Genomic DNA, 16318 nt, shown 5'->3' with positions numbered 1-16318 from the left:
TCACCCACATGGTGGAGATCCCCTACGGCAAGCGCATGCGGCCGAGGTACCTGCGGTTCCTGATCATCACGGCGGTCGGGATCGCGCTGGTCGCGTTCGCCCTGGACATCCCGTGGCTGCTCATCACGCTGATCGTCCTGGGTGTGCTGAACGCGGTCGTGTGCGTGAGCGCTCTCTACGTGCTGGCCAAGCAGCCGCACACGGTCTCCGAGGAAGAGCTGCGGCTGCGTCAGCTGGGGTTCTTCGACTGGCGCCTGCCGACCTCCGACCTCGGCGTCGCTCAGGTCGCCGAGCGCACCCACAAGGGGCAGCGCAGCGTCGAGGTGATCGGCGACGCGCTCGTCATCCAGTCGCTGACCAGGACGAACGTGTCCGTGCCGTTCCAGGAGCCGCAGCTCGTGAACCTCGGCAAGACGGGCGTGCAGCAGGTCGAGCGCGTCGAGTTCTGGGCGGACGACCCGGACCGCGCCGTCCGCGAGATCAACGCCCGGACTACTTAGGCTCCCACTTCTCCAGGTTCCACCACGGACCCCAGGCCAGCGCGCCGTAGGAGTTCGGGTCGACCACGGGCTGGTAGCCGTTCCACGAGTCGCGCATCACGTACGCGTGCTCGGGGAAGACCAGCACCGCCATCGACGGCGTGGCGATGAAAGCCTGCTGGAAGAGCTTGTACGCCACCGCGCGCTGCGCCGGGTCGATGATCCCGCGGCCGTTCTCGAGCGCGGCGTCGGCGGCGGGGCTGCCCTGGCCGCGCAGGTCGTAGAGCATCAGGTCGGGGTCGAACGGCGAGCCCTCGCCGTAGAGCAGCGCGTCCTGGGCCATCCGCGGCCGGATCGCCTCCCACGACAGGCCCGCGAGCTGCACGTCGACGCCCACGGCCTTGGCGTCGGCCGCGAACGCGGTGGCCAGGTCGGCGCGCAGGTCGTCGCCCAGCGGGTACATCAGCGTGAAACGGGCCGCGACGCCCTCGCGGACCCGGATGCCGTCCGTGCCGGGCACCCAGCCACCCACGTCGAGCAGCCGCGTCGCCTCGGTCTTGTCGAAGCGGAACTTCGCGGTCGGGTCGAACTCCTCCGCCAGCGCGTCCGGCACCGGCGTGTACGCGAGGGTGCCCTTGCCCTCGAGCAGGCCGTCGATCATGCCCTGGCGGTTCGCGGCGAAGTTCATGGCGAGCCGGACGGCGGCGTTGCCGGTGACCGGGCCTGCCGAGGGCAGCCGCACGGCGCGGTAGTCGGCGCTGCGGTGGTAGTTCACCTGCAGGCCGGACTTGGCCGCGAACTGCGTGGCGATCTTGGGCGGCAGCACCGTGCCGTCGAACTCGCCGTCCTGCATGCGGCGGGCGCGCTGGTTGTCGTCGGTGACGAAGACGACCGTCAGCTTCTTGACCTTCGGCGCGCCATCGAAGTAACCGTCGTTGGACTCCAGCAGCAGCCGGTCGCCCTTCTTCCACTCGGTGACCTTGTACGGGCCGGTGCCGATCGGCTGCCCCTCCGGCTTCGCCTGCTCGCTGGGCAGGATGCCGAGCACGAGCAGGTGCGGGAACGCGGCGTGCACCTGCGTCAGCGTGAAGCGGACCGTTGACGGGTCGACCTGCTCGACGCCCTTGAGGGTGCTGAACCGCTCCTTGACCGGGTTCTGCAGCGCGGCGGTGTACGTGGCCACGACGTCCTCGGCGCCGAACGTGCTGCCGTCGGTGAACTTCACGTCGCCGCGCAGCTTGACCGTCCAGCTCAGACCGTCCGCCGCGGGCTCGGGCAGATCGGCCGCGAGCTGCGGGGTCAGCGACCCGTCCTGGCGGTGTTCCACGAGCCCGTCGTAGATCTTCGACACGCCCTGCGCGCCGTAGCCGAGCAGCGGGTTCAGCGTCGTGGGCTCGTCGCGGTCCGCCAGCACGATCGACGTGCCGTTCTGCCCACCGTCCGGGCGGGGCGTGGGGGTCTCGGTGCAGCCCGCGACGGCCAGCAACACGACTAGGAGCAGTGGGGAACGCACGAGTCGGACCCTACAGTGATCCCCATGCGCGTCGCCGTGAGTCAGATCAGCTCGACCACCGATCCCCGCTCCAACCTGGAGCTCGTCCGCGACGCGGTGCGCAGGGCCGAGGGCGCACGGGTCGTTCTGCTGCCCGAGGCGACGATGTGCCGTTTCGGCGTGCCTCTCGGGCCCGTTGCGGAGCCGTTGGACGGGCCGTGGGCCTCGGCGGTGCACGAGATCGCGGCGTCGCACGACGTCGTGGTGGTGGCCGGGATGTTCACGCCTTCCGGTGACCGGGTGACGAACACGCTTCTGGTGACCGGGCCCGACATCCACGTGGGCTACGACAAGATTCACCTGTTCGACGCGTTCGGGTTCCAGGAGTCGCGGACGGTCGCGCCGGGTGTCGAGCCGGTGGTGTTCGAGGTGGACGGCGTCACTCTGGGCGTCGCCACCTGTTATGACATCCGCTTCCCCGAGCTGTTCACGAGGCTGGCGGACAAGGGCGCTTCGGCTGTGCTGGTCGGGGCGTCGTGGGGTGCCGGGCCGGGCAAGAAGGAGCAGTGGGAACTGCTCGTGCGGGCGCGCGCTCTGGACTGCACGTCGTTCGTCGTGGCCTGTGGGCAGGCCTATCCCGGTGATCTCGGGTCGTCCGCGCCCACCGGGATCGGGTACTCGACGGTCGCCGACCCGTTCGGGAACGTCGTCGTGCAACTGTCGGAACAGCCCTCCGACACGATCGTCGATCTCGACCTCGCGTCGGTGGAACAGGCCCGCGAGGTCCTGCCCGTGCTGGCGAACCGGCGCTTGACCTCCAGTTAGGTCGAGACCACAGGATCGAGGGCATGACGCTTCCCGAACTGCCCTCCTTCGTCCACGACCGCAAGAACCTCGACGGCTTCACGCTCTACCGCTCCGGCGACCCGCGCGACAGCCGCGAACCCGGCTGCGTCGTGCTCGTCACCGTCGACACCGACAGCGAGGCGACCGCACGAGCGTGGGTCGACTCGGTGTTCGTCGCGCTCGCCAGCGAGCCGAACCCGCACCCCGGCGGCATCTCCGCCGCCTTCCACATCAGGGACGACGGCCGGCGCGTGATCAACTACGCGGAGTGGGTCAGCGCCCAGGACCACGTCGACGCGCTGTCGGGCCGCGGCGGCGGTGTCGGCTCGGCGACGGCCGACTGGCGCCGGGTGCAGAACTTCCCCGGCGTCCAGCACGTGGGCGTCGAGCGGTACCGGCCGCTAGCGAAGGTCCAGGCCGAGGTCGAGTGACGGGCTGGAGTGCGTGAGGCCGCCGACCGCGAGGTAGTCCACGCCGGTCTCGGCGTACTGGCGGGCCACGTCCAGCGTGAGCCCGCCGGACGCCTCCAGCTTCACGCCGTCCGGACGGACCTTCACGGCCTGAGCGCACTGCTCGGGCGTGAAGTTGTCCAGCAGCACCAATTCCGCGCCTTCGGCCAGTGCCTCGTCGAGCTGCGCCAGGCTGTCGACCTCGACCTCCATCAGCAGCTCCGGCGCGTGCGCGCGGGCCGCCCGGATCGCGGCACCGACCGAACCGGCCGCGGCGACGTGGTTGTCCTTGATCAGGATGGCGTCGCCGAGACCCATGCGGTGGTTCACGCCGCCGCCCGCCCGCACCGCGTACTTCTGCAGCAAACGCAGGCCCGGCAACGTCTTGCGGGAGTCGCGGACGGCCGCGCCGGTGCCCTCGATCGCGGTCACCCAGCGGGCGGTCTGCGTGGCGATGCCCGACAGGTGGCAGATCAGGTTCAGCGCCGTGCGCTCGACCGTGAGCAGGCCGCGGGTCGGGCCGGTGAGCACCAGGGCGGGTTCGCCGGGAACCGCCTTGTCGCCGTCGGCGGCCTCGGACAGCACCTCGATCTCGGGCAGGTAGCGCTGAAAAGCGGTGCGTGCCACGGAAACCCCGCACAGCACGCCGGCTGCGCGAGGGGTGATCTCCGCGGTGGCGACGGCCTTCTCCGGCACGGTCGCCAGCGTCGTGGCGTCCAGGCCGTAGCGGAGGTCCTCCTCCAACGCGAGCTGGATGACCCGGTTCGCGTCGTCCCAATCGATGGTCATGCGACACCCTCTGCGAGAACAGGATCGGCCAGCACGGGCTGACCGGTCGGGGTGAGCCGGACGAGCTGACTGCGTTGCCACGCGGCGGAACGCTCGGTGAAGTCCGTGCGAACGTGGCAGCCACGCGACTCGGTGCGTTGCTGGGCCGCCGCGATCAGGGCGCGGGCGGCCATGGTCAGCGCCGCGTCCTCGACCAGTTCGCGCGACTCCAGCTGCTTGTCCACAGTGGACACGTCGAGCACCGAGCCGACGACGGCCAGGCCTTCGGCGTCACGGCCGATCGCGGCGTAGCGCGACATCACGCGCTGCAGCAGGTCCCGGTCCGCGACCGGGGCGGTCGGGAGGACGGGGTCCGCGGACCGGGCGGGTGCGACCAACCCGATCGCGAGATCGGCGGCGATGGTCTCGGCGGCACGGGTGCCGCAGACCAGGCCTTCGAGCAGGCTGTTGGAGGCCAGGCGGTTCGCGCCGTGCAGGCCGGTGCGGGCGACCTCACCGACGGCGTACAGGCCGATCACGCCGGTGCGGCCGTCGACCGTGGACACCACTCCCCCGCAGGCGAAGTGTGCTGCCGGAGCGACCGGGATCGGGTCCACGGCCGGGTCGACGCCCACCGAGACGCAGGCCGCGAACACGGTCGGGAAGCGGGTCGCCATGTCCTGCAACGCCGTCGCGTCCAGGAAGACGTGGTCGTCGACGCCACCGGGTTCCGCCGCCATGTGCCGGGTGATCGCGGCCGCCACGACGTCGCGCGGGGCCAGGTCTTCGAGCGGGTGCACGCCCTTCATCACGCGGGCGCCGGTCGCGTCGATCAGCACGGCGCCTTCACCGCGCACGGCTTCCGTGACGAGCGGGCAACGGCCGCGCGCGCCCCGGCCCGTGTAGAGGACGGTCGGGTGGAACTGGATGAACTCGACGTCCGCGGCCAGCGCGCCGGCCCTGAGCGCCAGCGCCAGCCCGTCACCCGTTGCCACCGAGGGGTTCGAGGTCGCCTGGTACATCTGGCCGAGGCCGCCGGTCGCCAGCAGCACGGCGGGCGCGGTCAGCACGCCCGGCACGCCGTTGCCGTCCAGCACCAGCAATCCCGCGACGGCGCCGAGCGGCGTCTTCACGGCGTCGACCGCGACGTGGTTCTCCAGCAGGGGAACCCGTCCGTCCACAGTGGCCTTGAGCAGCGCCCGCTCGACCTCGGCGCCGGTCGCGTCGCCACCGGAGTGCACGACGCGGAACGCGCTGTGGCCGCCTTCGCGGGTGCGTTCGAGCAGGCCGTCCGGCTTGGCGTCGAACACGGCGCCGCGCTCGCGCAGCCGGGCGACGGCCGCGGGACCGTCGGAGATGATCGCCGCGACGGCCACGTCGTCACAGAGGCCCGCGCCCGCCGTCAGCGTGTCCTCGATGTGCCGTGTGACCGAGTCGCCGGGATCGTGCTGGTCCTCCATGACGACGGCGACGCCGCCCTGGGCCCAGCGGGTGTTGCCGTCGTCGCCCGCGGCCTTCGTGACGACCAGGACCCGAAGTCCCAGCTCACGAGCCCGCAGCGCGGCGGTCAGACCCGCCACGCCCGTGCCGACCACGATCAGGTCGGCTCGCGCCTCCCAGCGCGCGGCCATCACTCACCGCCGCCGGGCTTGCCGATCTCGATCATGCGCTGCACGGCACCCTGGGCGCGCTGGGCGGTCTCCAGGTCCACGTGCACCTCGTCCAGACCGTCACGCACGCAGCGCAGCAGCGCGGCCGGCGTGATCATCTTCATGTAGGTGCAGGACGCGCGGTCGTTCACGGCGCGGAAGTCGATCTCCGGGGCGGCCTTGCGCAGCTGGTGCAGCATGCCGATCTCGGTCGCGACGAGCACCTTGGTGGCCTTCGTGCTGCGGGCCGCGGTGATCATGTCGCCGGTCGAGAGGATCTTGACCTTCTCCGCCGGGACGATGCCCTCGCCGCTCAGGTAGAGCGCTGACGTCGCGCAGCCGCACTCCGGGTGGATGAAGAGGTCCGCCTCCGGGTTCGCGGCGGCGCGCTCGGCCAGTTCTGGGCCGTTGATGCCCGCGTGGACGTGGCACTCGCCCGCCCAGATGTGCATGTTCTCGCGGCCGGTCTCGCGCCTGACGTGCGCGCCCAGGAACTGGTCCGGGAGGAACAGCACCTCGCGGTCGGCCGGGATCGAGCGCACCACGTCGACGGCGTTGGACGACGTGCAGCAGATGTCCGTCTCGGCCTTCACCTCGGCGGTGGTGTTCACGTACGACACGACCACCGCGCCGGGGTGCTCGGCCTTCCACTCGCGCAGCTGCGCGCCGGTGATCGAGTCGGCGAGCGAGCAGCCCGCGCGCTCGTCCGGGATCAGCACGGTCTTCTGCGGCGCGAGGATCTTCGCCGTCTCGGCCATGAAGTGCACGCCGCAGAAGATGATGGTCTGCGCGTCCGACTGCGCGGCGATCCGGCTGAGCGCGAGGGAGTCGCCGGTGTGGTGGGCGATGTCCTGGATCTCGGGCAGCTGGTAGTTGTGCGCCAGGATGACGGCGTCGCGCTCCTCGGCGAGGCGCAGCACCTCGTCTCGCCACGCGGCGTTCGGCTCGACTCCGCCGTACACACCCGACGCGGTTCGCTCCACAGTTGCGGTAGCGACCATCGCTGCCTCCTCGATCCAGGGTTTTCGCCTACTGGTCGAAAACGTGGCCGATAGTATCAGCCAGGTGGCAGGTGTGGGGCACGAAGTTCTGGCCGCTGTGTTGCGGGTGAGAGGTGCGTCACTCCAGGTCATGCTGTGGGAGCGCGCTCGGGAACCGCACGCTCACCGCTGGTCGTTGCCGGGTGGCGAGCTCCGGGTGGACGAGGACGTCGAGTCCTCCATCCGGCGGCAGCTGGCGGAAAAAGTCGACGTGCGACAGTTGTCACACGTCGAGCAGCTGGCCGTTTTCAGCGCCCCGGACCGCGTTCCCGGTCCCCGCGTCGTGGCGACGGCGTTCCTCGGACTGGTCCCTTCGGACGTCGATCCGGAGCGGCCGGCGGACACCGAGTGGCACTGCGTGGAGAAGCTTCCTCTGATGGCGTTCGACCACGCCTCCATCGTGCATCGAGCGCGGAACAGGCTGGGCTCGAAGCTGTCGTACACGAACATCGGCTTCGCCCTCGCACCACCGGAGTTCACGATCTCCCTGCTGCGCGACCACTACTCGGCGGCACTGGGCTACCGCGTGTCCGCCACGAACCTGCAACGCGTGCTCTCGCGCCGGTTGTTGCTGGAACCCACGGGTGGTACCGCTCCCCCCGGCCCGTCCGGCGGGCGCCCGGCGGCCCTGTTCCGGTTCAGCGCCAAGGGAATCTTGGTCACCGATCCGTTCGCCGTGCTCAGACCGCCTGGATCCGGCCGTCCGGCGGGCGGCGGAGGCACCACGTAACGTTGGGCGCGTGGCAGAGACGCTTCCGTTGTTCCCGCTGGGCACCGTGCTGCTGCCTGGGGCGTCGTTGCCGTTGCACATCTTCGAACCGCGCTACCGCCAGCTCGTCGTCGACCTGATGACGGGCTCGCTGTTCGGCCGCACGTTCGGCGTCGTGTGCATCAAGGAGGGCTGGGAGGTCGGAGCCGACAACGTCCACTCCCTGAAGGACATCGGCTGCTCCGCCGACCTCCTCGACGCCCGCCCGCTGCCCGAGGGCCGCTTCGACATCGTGACCCGCGGCGTGCGCCGCTTCCGGCTGCTGGACGTCGACACGACGACCGCGCCGTACCTCCTGGCCCACGTCGACTACCTGGACGACGCCCCGGTACCCGAGGCCGCACTGGAGGTCGTGCCGATCCTGGAACGCGGCGCCCGCGCGGCCCACGAGCGTTACTGCGGCGCCGCCTGGCACCGCGAGGACTGGTCATCGCCCGCCGAGGACAGCGACCTCGGCGCGCTGTCGTACCTGCTGGCCGCCGACTGCCTGCTGCCCGTCGAGGACCGGCAGCGGCTGCTGGAGGAGAGGTCGCCGGCCCGTCGGCTGCGGCTGGTGCGGCGGATGCTGCACCGGGAGACCGGGATTTTGAGCGCTTTGAAGGCGGTGCCGGTGCCGTTGACGGAGTTCGGGCACGTGCCGAGCCCGAACTAGCGCCGCGCACTGAACGCCGACGAGGTGGTTCGCACTCGGCAGGACCGAGGAACCCCTGGAACGGCCGACTTCCCGGCCGCCGCGGGTTCTCGCTGTCCTCGTGCTCAGGGCCCCTGAACATCGCCCCCGAATGCCTCTGCACTTCACGGGGCCACCCTGATCCGCACCACCGGAACGCCCGCCTCCCACGAGGGTCGCCGAGCTGTGCCCGCAGCACCGTTGAGCCGCGCCGCCAGGCGCCATCAAGCCCATCCCCGGCACGCCGATCGTCGGATCGTTGAATTGTGGCCTTGTGGGATTGTTGAACAATCCTTACTCTGAGGTCCACATCACACTCGACCACTCCTCCACCACGCTGCGAGGTGTCCCATGAGCACGTCCATGACCGAGGAGACAGGCCGTTTCGCCTGGTTCCGCAGTCTCGGCCAGAAGGGCAGGCGCGCGTTCGTCGGCGCCTTCGGCGGCTACGGGCTCGACTCCTACGACTACTGGGTCCTGCCCCTGAGCCTGGTCGCGATCAGCGGCTACTTCGGCCTCACCAAGGCGGAAGCAGGCCTGCTGGGCACGAGCACGCTGCTCATGAGCGCCATCGGCGGCGCGGTGGCGGGCGTCATGGCCGACCGGTTCGGCCGCTCGAAAACGCTGATCATCACGGTGGCGGCGTACGCGTTCTTCACCGTGCTGTGCGGCTTCGCGACCAACTACGAGACCCTGCTGGTCTTCCGCGCCCTGCAGGGACTGGGCTTCGGCGGCGAGTGGGCGGCCGGGGCGATCCTCGTGGCCGAGTACTGCAAGCCGAAGTACCGCGGCCGCACGGTGGCGTTCGTCCAGAGCGCGTGGGCGGTCGGCTGGGGGCTCGCGGTCATCGTCAACACACTGGTGGCGAGCTTGGCGGACCCGGCCATCTCCTGGCGCATCATGTTCTGGACGGGCGCGCTGCCCGCGATCCTCATCTTCTACGTGCGCCGCAACGTCGAGGACGCGCCGGAAGCCAAGGCGCAGCTCAAGGAACGCGGCACGTTCCCGAAGATCTTCCAGGGTCCGATCCTCAAGACCACGGTGTTCGCCGCGTTGCTCGCGACCGGCGTGCAGGGCGGGTACTACACGCTCGCGTTGTGGCTGCCCGCGTTCCTGCAGACGGGGCGCGGCCTCACGGTCATCGGCACGGGCGGGTACCTCGCGTTCCTCATCGTCGGCGCCTGGATCGGGTACGTGTGCGGTGGCTACCTCACGGACTACCTGGGGCGCAAGAAGACCTTCGTGGTCTTCGCCGTCGCCAGCGCGCTGCTGATCGTGGCCTACACGCAGATTCCCAACGGCGCCAACACGTTGGTCATGTTCCTCGGCTTCCCGCTCGGGTTCTGCATGTCCGCGATCTTCAGCGGGTTCGGCAGCTACCTCAGCGAGCTCTACCCGACGCAGCTGCGGGGCACCGGCCAGGGCTTCACCTACAACTTCGGGCGCGCGTTCGGCGCGGTGTTCCCCGGCGTGGTCGGCTTCATGGCCGACCGGCTGGGCATCGGCGGTGCGATGCTGTTCGGGGCGGCCGCGTACGGAATCGCGGTCATCGCACTCATCTGGCTGCCGGAGACGGTCAACAAGGAGCTGGAATGACGACCGCGGGACAAGCGCCGGGACAGGCGCAGGCCAACCTGATCGCCATCCCCAGGGACTGGGCGTACGACTTCCTCCTCTTCACCCACCGCAACCCCAAGCCGTGCCCCGTTCTCGACGTGCTGGACGCGGGCGAGACCGTCAGTGCCCTCAAGCAGGACGCGGACGTGCGCACCCACGCACCGCAGTACCGCATCTGGGAGAACGGCGAGCTCGTAGCGGAACCCGAGAACGCGACCGAGCACTGGCGCGACGACCTGGTGACGTTCCTGATCGGCTGCAGCTTCACCTTCGAGACGGCACTGACCAACGCCGGAGTGCCGCTGCGGCACGTGGAGCAGCAGAAGAACGTCTCCATGTTCGTCACGGACATCCAGTGCAGGCCTGCCGGACGGTTGCACGGCCCGATGGTCGTGTCGATGCGCTGGATTCCGGAGTCCCTTGTGGACATAGCACACAAGGTCACCGCGCTCATGCCGTCGGTGCACGGGGCACCGGTCGGCGCGGGAGACCCGAAGATGCTCGGGATCAGGAACATCGGCGAACCGGACTTCGGCGACTCCGTCGAGCACGAACCCGGTGACGTGCCGGTGTTCTGGGCGTGCGGCGTGACGCCACAGGCGGTGCTGATGAAGTCCAAGCCACCGTTCGCGATCACGCACGCGCCCGGTCAGATGTTCGTCACGGACATGCCGGACTTCGCCTATCGGGTCGGATAGGCCACCGCGAGGGCGGCGCCTCAGCCGAGGCGTCGCCCCAGGTCGTCCAGGCCGTTCCACGCCGTGCAGCAGCCGTACGCCAGCGCGGCACCGAGCGGCCACGCCAGAAGTCCCCACCACGTCTCCAGTGCGGGCGCGATGAGCAACGTGTCGTTCGGCTTGATCGACGCTGGCATCGGATAGCCGCCCAGTGCGAGCTTGACGCCCATCCACTGCGCCATCCACCCCGCCGCGAACGAGCCGGCGGTCATCCCCAGCATCACGACGGGCCCGCGCCGCTGCCGCAGCAGCCACGTCGCGATCCCCGTGACCACGCCGGCGCCGAACCCGATCAGCACGAACACCATCAGCGCGTCGAGCCGGTGGTAGCTCTCCACCCCGATCGGGTAGAACTTGCCGTCCTGCGGCGAGACGATCTTGAGCTGCGCCGGGGCCAGCCACGACCACAGGTACGCGGCGGGCAGCCCGAACGCGAACGTCGTCAGCGCCACCACCAAGCCCGGCAGCAGGTCCCGCTTCACCACGACCTTCGGCCGTGGCCGCATGTAGTAGTGGTAGACGTACGGCGGCTCCGGCACGGGTTCGATGCGCACCGGCGCTGCTTTCTCGTCCATTCGCGAGAGGTTACTACCGAGCCGACATGGTCTCTCCGTGGCGGCTGCAGCGCGCCGTCCAGCCGTCCGGGGTCACCTGGACGACCATGCGGCGCGCGCACTCCGCGCAGTACCGCGGCGGGTCGATCATGGACAGGCGCTGACGGCAGAACGCGTGGTCGCCGTCAGCTTCCTCTTTGCCGCAGAAGGAGCAGTACACGGTCGTAATCATCACAGGGTCTGGCTGAGCGCCTTGATGGGCATCGACAGTTCTTCGAGCATGTCGAGGTCCTGCTGCGCGGGACGGCCGAGGTTCGTCAGGTAGTTGCCGACGATGATCGCGTTGATGCCGCCGAGCATGCCCTGCTTCGCGCCCAGGTCGCCGAACGTCAGCTCACGGCCGCCGGCGAACCGAAGGATCGTGCGCGGCAGCGCCAGCCGGAACGCGCCGACCGTGCGCAGCGCCTCGGCGCCCTCCACGACCGGGTAGTTCTCGTACGGCGTGCCGGGGTTCGGGATGAGGAAGTTCAACGGAACCTCGTCCGGCTCCAGCTCCGCGAGCTGCACGGCGAACTCCGCGCGCTGCGCCAGCGTCTCCCCCATGCCGATGATGCCGCCGCAGCAGACCTCCATGCCGGCGTCGCGGATCATCCGCAGCGTGTCCCAGCGCTCCTCCCAGGAGTGCGTGGTCACGACCTCGGGGAAGTGCGAGCGGGCCGTCTCGAGGTTGTGGTTGTAGCGGTGCACGCCCATCGCGACGAGCTCGTCGACCTGCTCCTGCGTGAGCATGCCGAGCGAGCAGGCGATCTGGATGTCGTTGCCGTCCTCGCGGATGGCCTTGATGCCGTCGCGCACCTGCGAGAGCAGCCGCTTGTCCGGGCCGCGCACGGCCGCGACGATGCAGAACTCGGTCGCGCCGGTGTCGCGGGTCTGCCGCGCCGCGCGGACCAGGCCGGGGATGTCGAGCCACGCCGAGCGCACGGGCGAGGGGAACTGGCCCGACTGCGAGCAGAAGTGGCAGTCCTCCGGGCAGCCGCCGGTCTTGAGCGAGACGATGCCCTCGACCTCGACCTCGGGGCCGCACCAGCGCTCACGGACCTCGTGTGCGAGCGCCAGCAGGTCGGGGACCCGGTCCTCCGGGAGCTCCAGCACCTTCAGCACCTGAGCCTCGGTGAGCCCGACGCCTCGTTCGAGCACCTGCTCACGAGCTTCGTCGAGCACGTCGATCTGTTCCGGTGCTGCGGTCACGGTCTCTCCTCCTCCTGTGGCCTGGCGTGCACTATGCCGCACTGAATCCTTCATCGTGGAGCGACGTAGATCACTGGACCGCGAATTGAGCCGCGAACGTCTCCGGGTCGAACTCGCCGCCGAACCACGGTGAAAACGATCTCTTGGCAACGGCCAGGAAATCCACAGAACCGAGCTTCGTCACACCTTGGGGCAGAGCGCCGAGCAACGGGGCGCCCGCCGCCTCCGGCAGGTCGGCCAGGTTCGTGAGCGAGGCGAGGTCCGGGTGCAACGGCCAGCTGCCGACGACGACCCCGATCGACTCGAGCCCACGCCGCTGCAACGCCTCGGCCGTCAGCGCGGTCGTGTTCAACGTGCCGAGCCCGGCCTGAGCCACGATCAGGACGGGTGCGTTCACCGCCCACGCCATGTCGGCCAGGGTCGTCCCGCCCTCGTCGAACCGCACGAGCAGCCCGCCGGCGCCCTCGACCAGCACAAGGTCGTGGGTCTTGTCGAGCGCGGAGACCTCGGCCGCGACGTCTTGGGGACGCACGGTCGCCATGCCCGCCCGCTTCGCCGCGGTGGCGGGCGCCAACGGGTCGGGGTATCTGGCCAGCTCACGGGTCGTCACGTCGCCCGCCAGCCGCGCCACCTCCGCCACGTCGCCAGGCTCGCCGGGCAGCAGGCCGGTCTGCGCGGGCTTGAGCACCGCGACCCGTCTGCCTTCTGCCCTGGCCAGCGCCGCGATGCCCGCGGTGACGGCGGTCTTGCCGACCTCTGTCCCGGTTCCGGTGATCACCAGCACGCTCACAGATCCTCACCTTAGGCCTTGCACCCCACTCGGGGCCTCGCAGGCCGCTCGCGGAGTACGGCGGTCACATAGGGTGATCCCATGACCGAGCAACCGATCGTGATGTACGGCGCCGAATGGTGTGGCGACTGCCGCCGGGCCAAGTCGTGGCTGACCCGCAACAACGTGCCGTTCACCTACGTCGACGTCGAGAACGACGACGAGGCGCGGGACAGGGCCATCGCGATCGCGGGCCGCAAGAACATCCCCGTCGTCGTGCTGCCGAACGGCGAGTTCCTGGTCGAGCCGACCGACACTCAGCTCGCCGCCGCGATCACGCCCTGACAGATCGCCGCGATGTCGTCGTCCGTGCTGATGAACGGCGGCATCGTGTAGATCAGGTCGCGGAACGGCCGCAGCCACACGCCCGCGTCCACAGCGGCCTTGGTGGCTCGTGCCATGTCCACCGGCTCATGCAGCTGCACGACGCCGATAGCGCCCAGCACGCGCACGTCCCGAACGCCGGGCAACGCGCGTGCGGGCGCGAGTCCGGCCGTCAGACCGGCCGAGATGCGCGCGACCTCACGCTTCCAGTCCTGGGACAGCAGCAGGTCGATCGACGCCAGCGACACCGCCGCCGCCAGCGGGTTGCCCATGAACGTCGGCCCGTGCGCGAGCACCGGCACCTCGCCCTTGCTGATCCCGTCGGCAACCCGTGACGTGCACAGGGTGGCGGCCATCGTCAGATAACCGCCGGTCAGCGACTTGCCGAGGCACATGACGTCCGGGCTGACGTTCGCGTGGTCGGCGCCGAACAGCTCGCCCGTGCGCCCGAAACCCGTGGCGATCTCGTCGAACACGAGAAGCACGTCGTGCGTGTACGCGAGTTCACGAAGAACGTGCAGGTAGCGCGGGTCGTGGAACCTCATGCCGCCCGCGCCCTGCACGACCGGCTCGACGATGATCGCCGCCAGCTCACCCGCGTGCTCCTCGATCAGGTCGGCGAGGTGCTGGACGTACGCGGTGTCCATCTCCGCCGGCGGCGCGTCTGCGAAGACCTGCTCCGGCAGAATTCCACGCCACAACGAATGCATCCCGCCTTCGGGATCGCAGACGGACATCGGGTTGAACGTGTCGCCGTGGTAGCCGCCGCGCCACGTCAGCAGACGGTGCTTCTCCGGCCGGTTCTGCGAGCGCCAGTACTGCAGGCACATCTTCACCGCGACCTCGACCGACACCGAGCCGGAGTCGCACAGGAACACGTGCTGCAACTCAGAAGGCGTGATCTCGACCAGCTTCGCGGCGAGCCTGATCGCGGGCTCGTGCGTGAGCCCGCCGAACATCACGTGGCTCATCCGGCCGATCTGGTCGGTGACGGCCGCGTCCAGCACGGGGTGGCGGTAGCCGTGGATGGCCGCCCACCAGGACGACATGCCGTCCACGAGCTCGCGACCGTCCGCCAGCGTCAGCCGGACACCCGAGGCTTCCGAGACGAGCAACGGTTCCTGGGTGCCCGGCATCGGGCCGTACGGGTGCCAGACGTGCGCCTGGTCGAGCTTCAGCAGGTCGTCCACCCGGCTGAGATTAGGCGAGGCGCACCGGCAGGGTGTGCAGGCCGCGGACCAGCGTGCTGTCCCGCCACCCCAACGTCTCCGGCTCGGCGGCGAGCGTCAGGTTCGGGAACCGGGCGAGCAGCTGCGTGAGTGCCACGTCGAACTCCAGCCGGGCCAGCGGGGCGCCCAGGCAGAAGTGGATGCCGTGGCCGAACGCGACGTGGCCCTGCGCGGACCGCGTCACGTCGAGCTGGTCGGCGTTCTCGTAGCGCTGGGGGTCGCGGTTCGCGGCGATCAGCGACACCAGCAGGATCTCGTCGGCGGGCACGGTGACGCCACCGAGCTCGATCGGTTCCTTGGTGTAGCGGAACGTCGCGAGGTTGATCGGCCCCTCCAGCCGCAGGAACTCCTCGGTGCTCGCCGGGATCAGCTCCGGGCGGTCCTTGAGGACCTGCAGCTGCTCCGGGTTCTTCAGCAGCGCGAGCACCGCGTTGGCGATGAGGTTCACCGTCGTCTCGTGGCCCGCCACGAGCAGCAGGAACGCCATCGAGATCAGCTCTTCGGTGCTCAGCCGGTCACCGGAGTCATCGGTGTGCACGAGAGCGGAGAAGAACGAGTCGTTCGGCTCGGCCTCGGCGATGGCCGTGACGTGCTGGAACAGGAAGCCGGCCATCGCGGAGGCCGCGGCCTGGACCTGCTCGGGCGTGCCGAAGGACAGCAACTGGTTCGACCACTCGCGGAAGTCGTCGCGGTTGTCGATCGGGATGCCGAGCAGCTCGCAGATGACCGTGATCGGCAGCGGGAACGCGAAGGCCTCCAGCAGGTCGACCTCGTCGCCGTCGTTCAGCTTGGCGATCAGCTCGGCCGCGATCTCCTCGACGCGAGGCCGCATGAGCTCGATGCGGCGGGCGGTGAAGGCCTTGGTCACGAGCTTGCGCAGGCGGGTGTGGTGGGGCGGGTCCAGGTTGAGCATGTGGACGGCGAGCGTCGGCTCTACCTCGCGGCGTACGTGCGTCGCCGTGGAGTGCTTGGCCATCAGGTGGCCGCCCTCCGCGATGTTCTTGCTGACCCTGGGGTCGGTGAGAGCGATCTTCGCCTCGTCGTACCGAGTGACGAGCCAGGCTTTGAGGCCGTGCGGCAGGATCACTTCCTGCACCGGCCCCTCGGCGCGCAGCAGGCCGTGCACCGCGTGCGGGTTCTGGATGTAGTCGTCGGGCAACCGGGTGAGTGTCGTCACCTCACCCAGTTAACCCCGTTTACTCAACCCTCGCCACTATTTCTCGAGCGGCCTTCGTTCCTGGACCGTCCACGTGTTGCCGTCCAGGTCCGCGAAGTCGAAGAAGCTCGCGTAGTTGCGGCGAGCGGGGTCCCTGCCGGGGACGAACTCACCCTGCCAGTCGGGCATGCCCGCCTTGTGTCGCAACGGCCCTACCTGCAGCCCACGCCCGGCGAGGTCGCGGTGCGCGGCCTCGATGTCGCTCACCACGAGGTAGTTGCCGATTCCCGTGCCGAACTGGATCGAACACGCTGATCCCGGTGGAGTGAGCTGTACGACGCGGAATTGGTCATTCGGCCGATAGTCGACATCCAACTCGAATCCGGCCATTTTCGTGTAGAAGGTGATGGCCCGATCCACGTCGCTGACGGGCAATGTGACGACCTCGATGCGGTAGTCCAT

At 69.6% G+C, this 16318-nt stretch carries 19 protein-coding genes; 8 read left to right on the top strand and 11 right to left on the bottom strand.

The features are described 5' to 3' along the window. Positions 1-8 precede the first annotated feature (8 nt). Positions 9-500 carry a hypothetical protein gene (locus tag OG205_RS42000; RefSeq protein ID WP_330273337.1) on the top strand — a complete coding sequence of 164 codons (492 nt, stop codon included), beginning with the start codon at positions 9-11 and terminating at the stop codon, positions 498-500. Here the strand turns inward: OG205_RS42000 and OG205_RS41995 are convergent. Then, positions 493-1992: an ABC transporter substrate-binding protein gene (locus tag OG205_RS41995; protein ID WP_330273336.1), complete on the bottom strand. Its 1500-nt coding sequence runs from the start codon at positions 1990-1992 to the stop codon at positions 493-495. The genes OG205_RS42000 and OG205_RS41995 overlap by 8 nt on opposite strands. 24 nt (positions 1993-2016) lie before the next feature. On the opposite strand from OG205_RS41995, the gene OG205_RS41990 reads away from it, so the two are divergent. Together OG205_RS41990 and OG205_RS41985 are read left to right on the top strand one after the other, a co-directional pair. After that, positions 2017-2796, top strand: coding sequence for a carbon-nitrogen hydrolase family protein (locus tag OG205_RS41990; protein WP_330273335.1), 780 nt, complete (start codon positions 2017-2019; stop codon positions 2794-2796). 23 nt (positions 2797-2819) lie between these two features. After that, positions 2820-3248: a hypothetical protein gene (locus OG205_RS41985; RefSeq protein ID WP_330273334.1), complete on the top strand. Its 429-nt coding sequence runs from the start codon at positions 2820-2822 to the stop codon at positions 3246-3248. Here the strand turns inward: OG205_RS41985 and nadC are convergent. The 3 genes from nadC to nadA are packed head-to-tail and all read right to left on the bottom strand — an operon-like array spanning position 3219 to position 6684. Continuing rightward, a complete protein-coding gene (nadC, locus tag OG205_RS41980) occupies positions 3219-4055 on the bottom strand; it encodes a carboxylating nicotinate-nucleotide diphosphorylase (protein WP_330273333.1) in 837 nt (278 codons plus the stop codon). The genes OG205_RS41985 and nadC overlap by 30 nt on opposite strands. Next, the gene (locus OG205_RS41975) at positions 4052-5665 is read right to left on the bottom strand and encodes an L-aspartate oxidase (protein ID WP_330273332.1); all 1614 of its coding nucleotides are present in this window, start codon (positions 5663-5665) and stop codon (positions 4052-4054) included. The genes nadC and OG205_RS41975 overlap by 4 nt, the downstream gene beginning before the upstream one ends. Beyond that, entirely contained in the window at positions 5665-6684 is a 1020-nt protein-coding gene (gene nadA, locus OG205_RS41970; protein ID WP_330273331.1) for a quinolinate synthase NadA, read from the bottom strand. The genes OG205_RS41975 and nadA overlap by 1 nt, the downstream gene beginning before the upstream one ends. A 73-nt stretch (positions 6685-6757) precedes the next feature. Between nadA and OG205_RS41965 the strand changes: the two genes are divergently transcribed. The 4 genes from OG205_RS41965 to OG205_RS41950 all read left to right on the top strand — a co-directional run bounded on the left by OG205_RS41965 (position 6758) and on the right by OG205_RS41950 (position 10477). Further along, complete coding sequence (locus OG205_RS41965) at positions 6758-7453, top strand: NUDIX hydrolase (RefSeq protein ID WP_442916666.1); 696 nt, start codon at positions 6758-6760, stop codon at positions 7451-7453. Positions 7454-7463: 10 nt separating this feature from the next. Next, positions 7464-8144 carry an LON peptidase substrate-binding domain-containing protein gene (locus tag OG205_RS41960; RefSeq protein ID WP_319977293.1) on the top strand — a complete coding sequence of 227 codons (681 nt, stop codon included), beginning with the start codon at positions 7464-7466 and terminating at the stop codon, positions 8142-8144. A 369-nt stretch (positions 8145-8513) separates the two neighbouring features. Then, positions 8514-9758: an MFS transporter gene (locus tag OG205_RS41955; protein WP_330273330.1), complete on the top strand. Its 1245-nt coding sequence runs from the start codon at positions 8514-8516 to the stop codon at positions 9756-9758. Then, a complete protein-coding gene (locus OG205_RS41950; protein WP_330273329.1) occupies positions 9755-10477 on the top strand; it encodes a putative hydro-lyase in 723 nt (240 codons plus the stop codon). The genes OG205_RS41955 and OG205_RS41950 overlap by 4 nt, the downstream gene beginning before the upstream one ends. A 20-nt stretch (positions 10478-10497) precedes the next feature. Here the strand turns inward: OG205_RS41950 and OG205_RS41945 are convergent, their stop codons facing one another. The 4 genes from OG205_RS41945 to bioD all read right to left on the bottom strand — a co-directional run bounded on the left by OG205_RS41945 (position 10498) and on the right by bioD (position 13108). Continuing rightward, complete coding sequence (locus OG205_RS41945) at positions 10498-11091, bottom strand: DUF2567 domain-containing protein (protein ID WP_330273328.1); 594 nt, start codon at positions 11089-11091, stop codon at positions 10498-10500. 13 nt (positions 11092-11104) lie between these two features. Next, positions 11105-11302 (bottom strand): biotin synthase auxiliary protein BsaP, encoded by a 198-nt coding sequence (gene bsaP / locus OG205_RS41940; protein WP_319977297.1) that lies wholly within the window; start codon positions 11300-11302, stop codon positions 11105-11107. Then, complete coding sequence (bioB, locus tag OG205_RS41935) at positions 11302-12318, bottom strand: biotin synthase BioB (RefSeq protein ID WP_330273327.1); 1017 nt, start codon at positions 12316-12318, stop codon at positions 11302-11304. The genes bsaP and bioB overlap by 1 nt, the downstream gene beginning before the upstream one ends. 70 nt (positions 12319-12388) lie before the next feature. Beyond that, positions 12389-13108 (bottom strand): dethiobiotin synthase, encoded by a 720-nt coding sequence (gene bioD, locus OG205_RS41930; protein WP_330273326.1) that lies wholly within the window; start codon positions 13106-13108, stop codon positions 12389-12391. Positions 13109-13189: 81 nt separating this feature from the next. On the opposite strand from bioD, the gene OG205_RS41925 reads away from it, so the two are divergent. Further along, positions 13190-13432: a glutaredoxin family protein gene (locus OG205_RS41925; protein ID WP_330273325.1), complete on the top strand. Its 243-nt coding sequence runs from the start codon at positions 13190-13192 to the stop codon at positions 13430-13432. Here the strand turns inward: OG205_RS41925 and OG205_RS41920 are convergent. The 3 genes from OG205_RS41920 to OG205_RS41910 all read right to left on the bottom strand — a co-directional run bounded on the left by OG205_RS41920 (position 13405) and on the right by OG205_RS41910 (position 16318). Further along, the gene (locus OG205_RS41920) at positions 13405-14607 is read right to left on the bottom strand and encodes an adenosylmethionine--8-amino-7-oxononanoate transaminase (RefSeq protein ID WP_330278351.1); all 1203 of its coding nucleotides are present in this window, start codon (positions 14605-14607) and stop codon (positions 13405-13407) included. The genes OG205_RS41925 and OG205_RS41920 overlap by 28 nt on opposite strands. 64 nt (positions 14608-14671) lie before the next feature. Next, positions 14672-15877 carry a cytochrome P450 family protein gene (locus OG205_RS41915; RefSeq protein WP_330273324.1) on the bottom strand — a complete coding sequence of 402 codons (1206 nt, stop codon included), beginning with the start codon at positions 15875-15877 and terminating at the stop codon, positions 14672-14674. Between the two features lie 36 nt (positions 15878-15913). Continuing rightward, complete coding sequence (locus tag OG205_RS41910) at positions 15914-16318, bottom strand: VOC family protein (protein ID WP_330273323.1); 405 nt, start codon at positions 16316-16318, stop codon at positions 15914-15916.

Source organism: Lentzea sp. NBC_00516 (assembly GCF_036346835.1).
Classification (GTDB): domain Bacteria; phylum Actinomycetota; class Actinomycetes; order Mycobacteriales; family Pseudonocardiaceae; genus Lentzea; species Lentzea sokolovensis.
This window is presented reverse-complemented; position numbering and strand designations above follow the sequence as displayed.

Coding starts and splice junctions, on each gene's coding strand:
- OG205_RS42000 (WP_330273337.1), top strand. CDS start 9: ATGGTGGAGATCCCCTACGGCAAGCGCATGCGGCCGAGGTACCTGCGG.
- OG205_RS41975 (WP_330273332.1), bottom strand. CDS start 5,665: ATGGCCGCGCGCTGGGAGGCGCGAGCCGACCTGATCGTGGTCGGCACG.
- OG205_RS41950 (WP_330273329.1), top strand. CDS start 9,755: ATGACGACCGCGGGACAAGCGCCGGGACAGGCGCAGGCCAACCTGATC.
- OG205_RS41945 (WP_330273328.1), bottom strand. CDS start 11,091: ATGGACGAGAAAGCAGCGCCGGTGCGCATCGAACCCGTGCCGGAGCCG.
- OG205_RS41925 (WP_330273325.1), top strand. CDS start 13,190: ATGACCGAGCAACCGATCGTGATGTACGGCGCCGAATGGTGTGGCGAC.
- OG205_RS41920 (WP_330278351.1), bottom strand. CDS start 14,607: ATGCCGGGCACCCAGGAACCGTTGCTCGTCTCGGAAGCCTCGGGTGTC.
- OG205_RS41955 (WP_330273330.1), top strand. CDS start 8,514: ATGAGCACGTCCATGACCGAGGAGACAGGCCGTTTCGCCTGGTTCCGC.
- OG205_RS41910 (WP_330273323.1), bottom strand. CDS start 16,318: ATGGACTACCGCATCGAGGTCGTCACATTGCCCGTCAGCGACGTGGAT.
- OG205_RS41990 (WP_330273335.1), top strand. CDS start 2,017: ATGCGCGTCGCCGTGAGTCAGATCAGCTCGACCACCGATCCCCGCTCC.
- OG205_RS41985 (WP_330273334.1), top strand. CDS start 2,820: ATGACGCTTCCCGAACTGCCCTCCTTCGTCCACGACCGCAAGAACCTC.
- bsaP (WP_319977297.1), bottom strand. CDS start 11,302: ATGATTACGACCGTGTACTGCTCCTTCTGCGGCAAAGAGGAAGCTGAC.
- nadA (WP_330273331.1), bottom strand. CDS start 6,684: ATGGTCGCTACCGCAACTGTGGAGCGAACCGCGTCGGGTGTGTACGGC.
- nadC (WP_330273333.1), bottom strand. CDS start 4,055: ATGACCATCGATTGGGACGACGCGAACCGGGTCATCCAGCTCGCGTTG.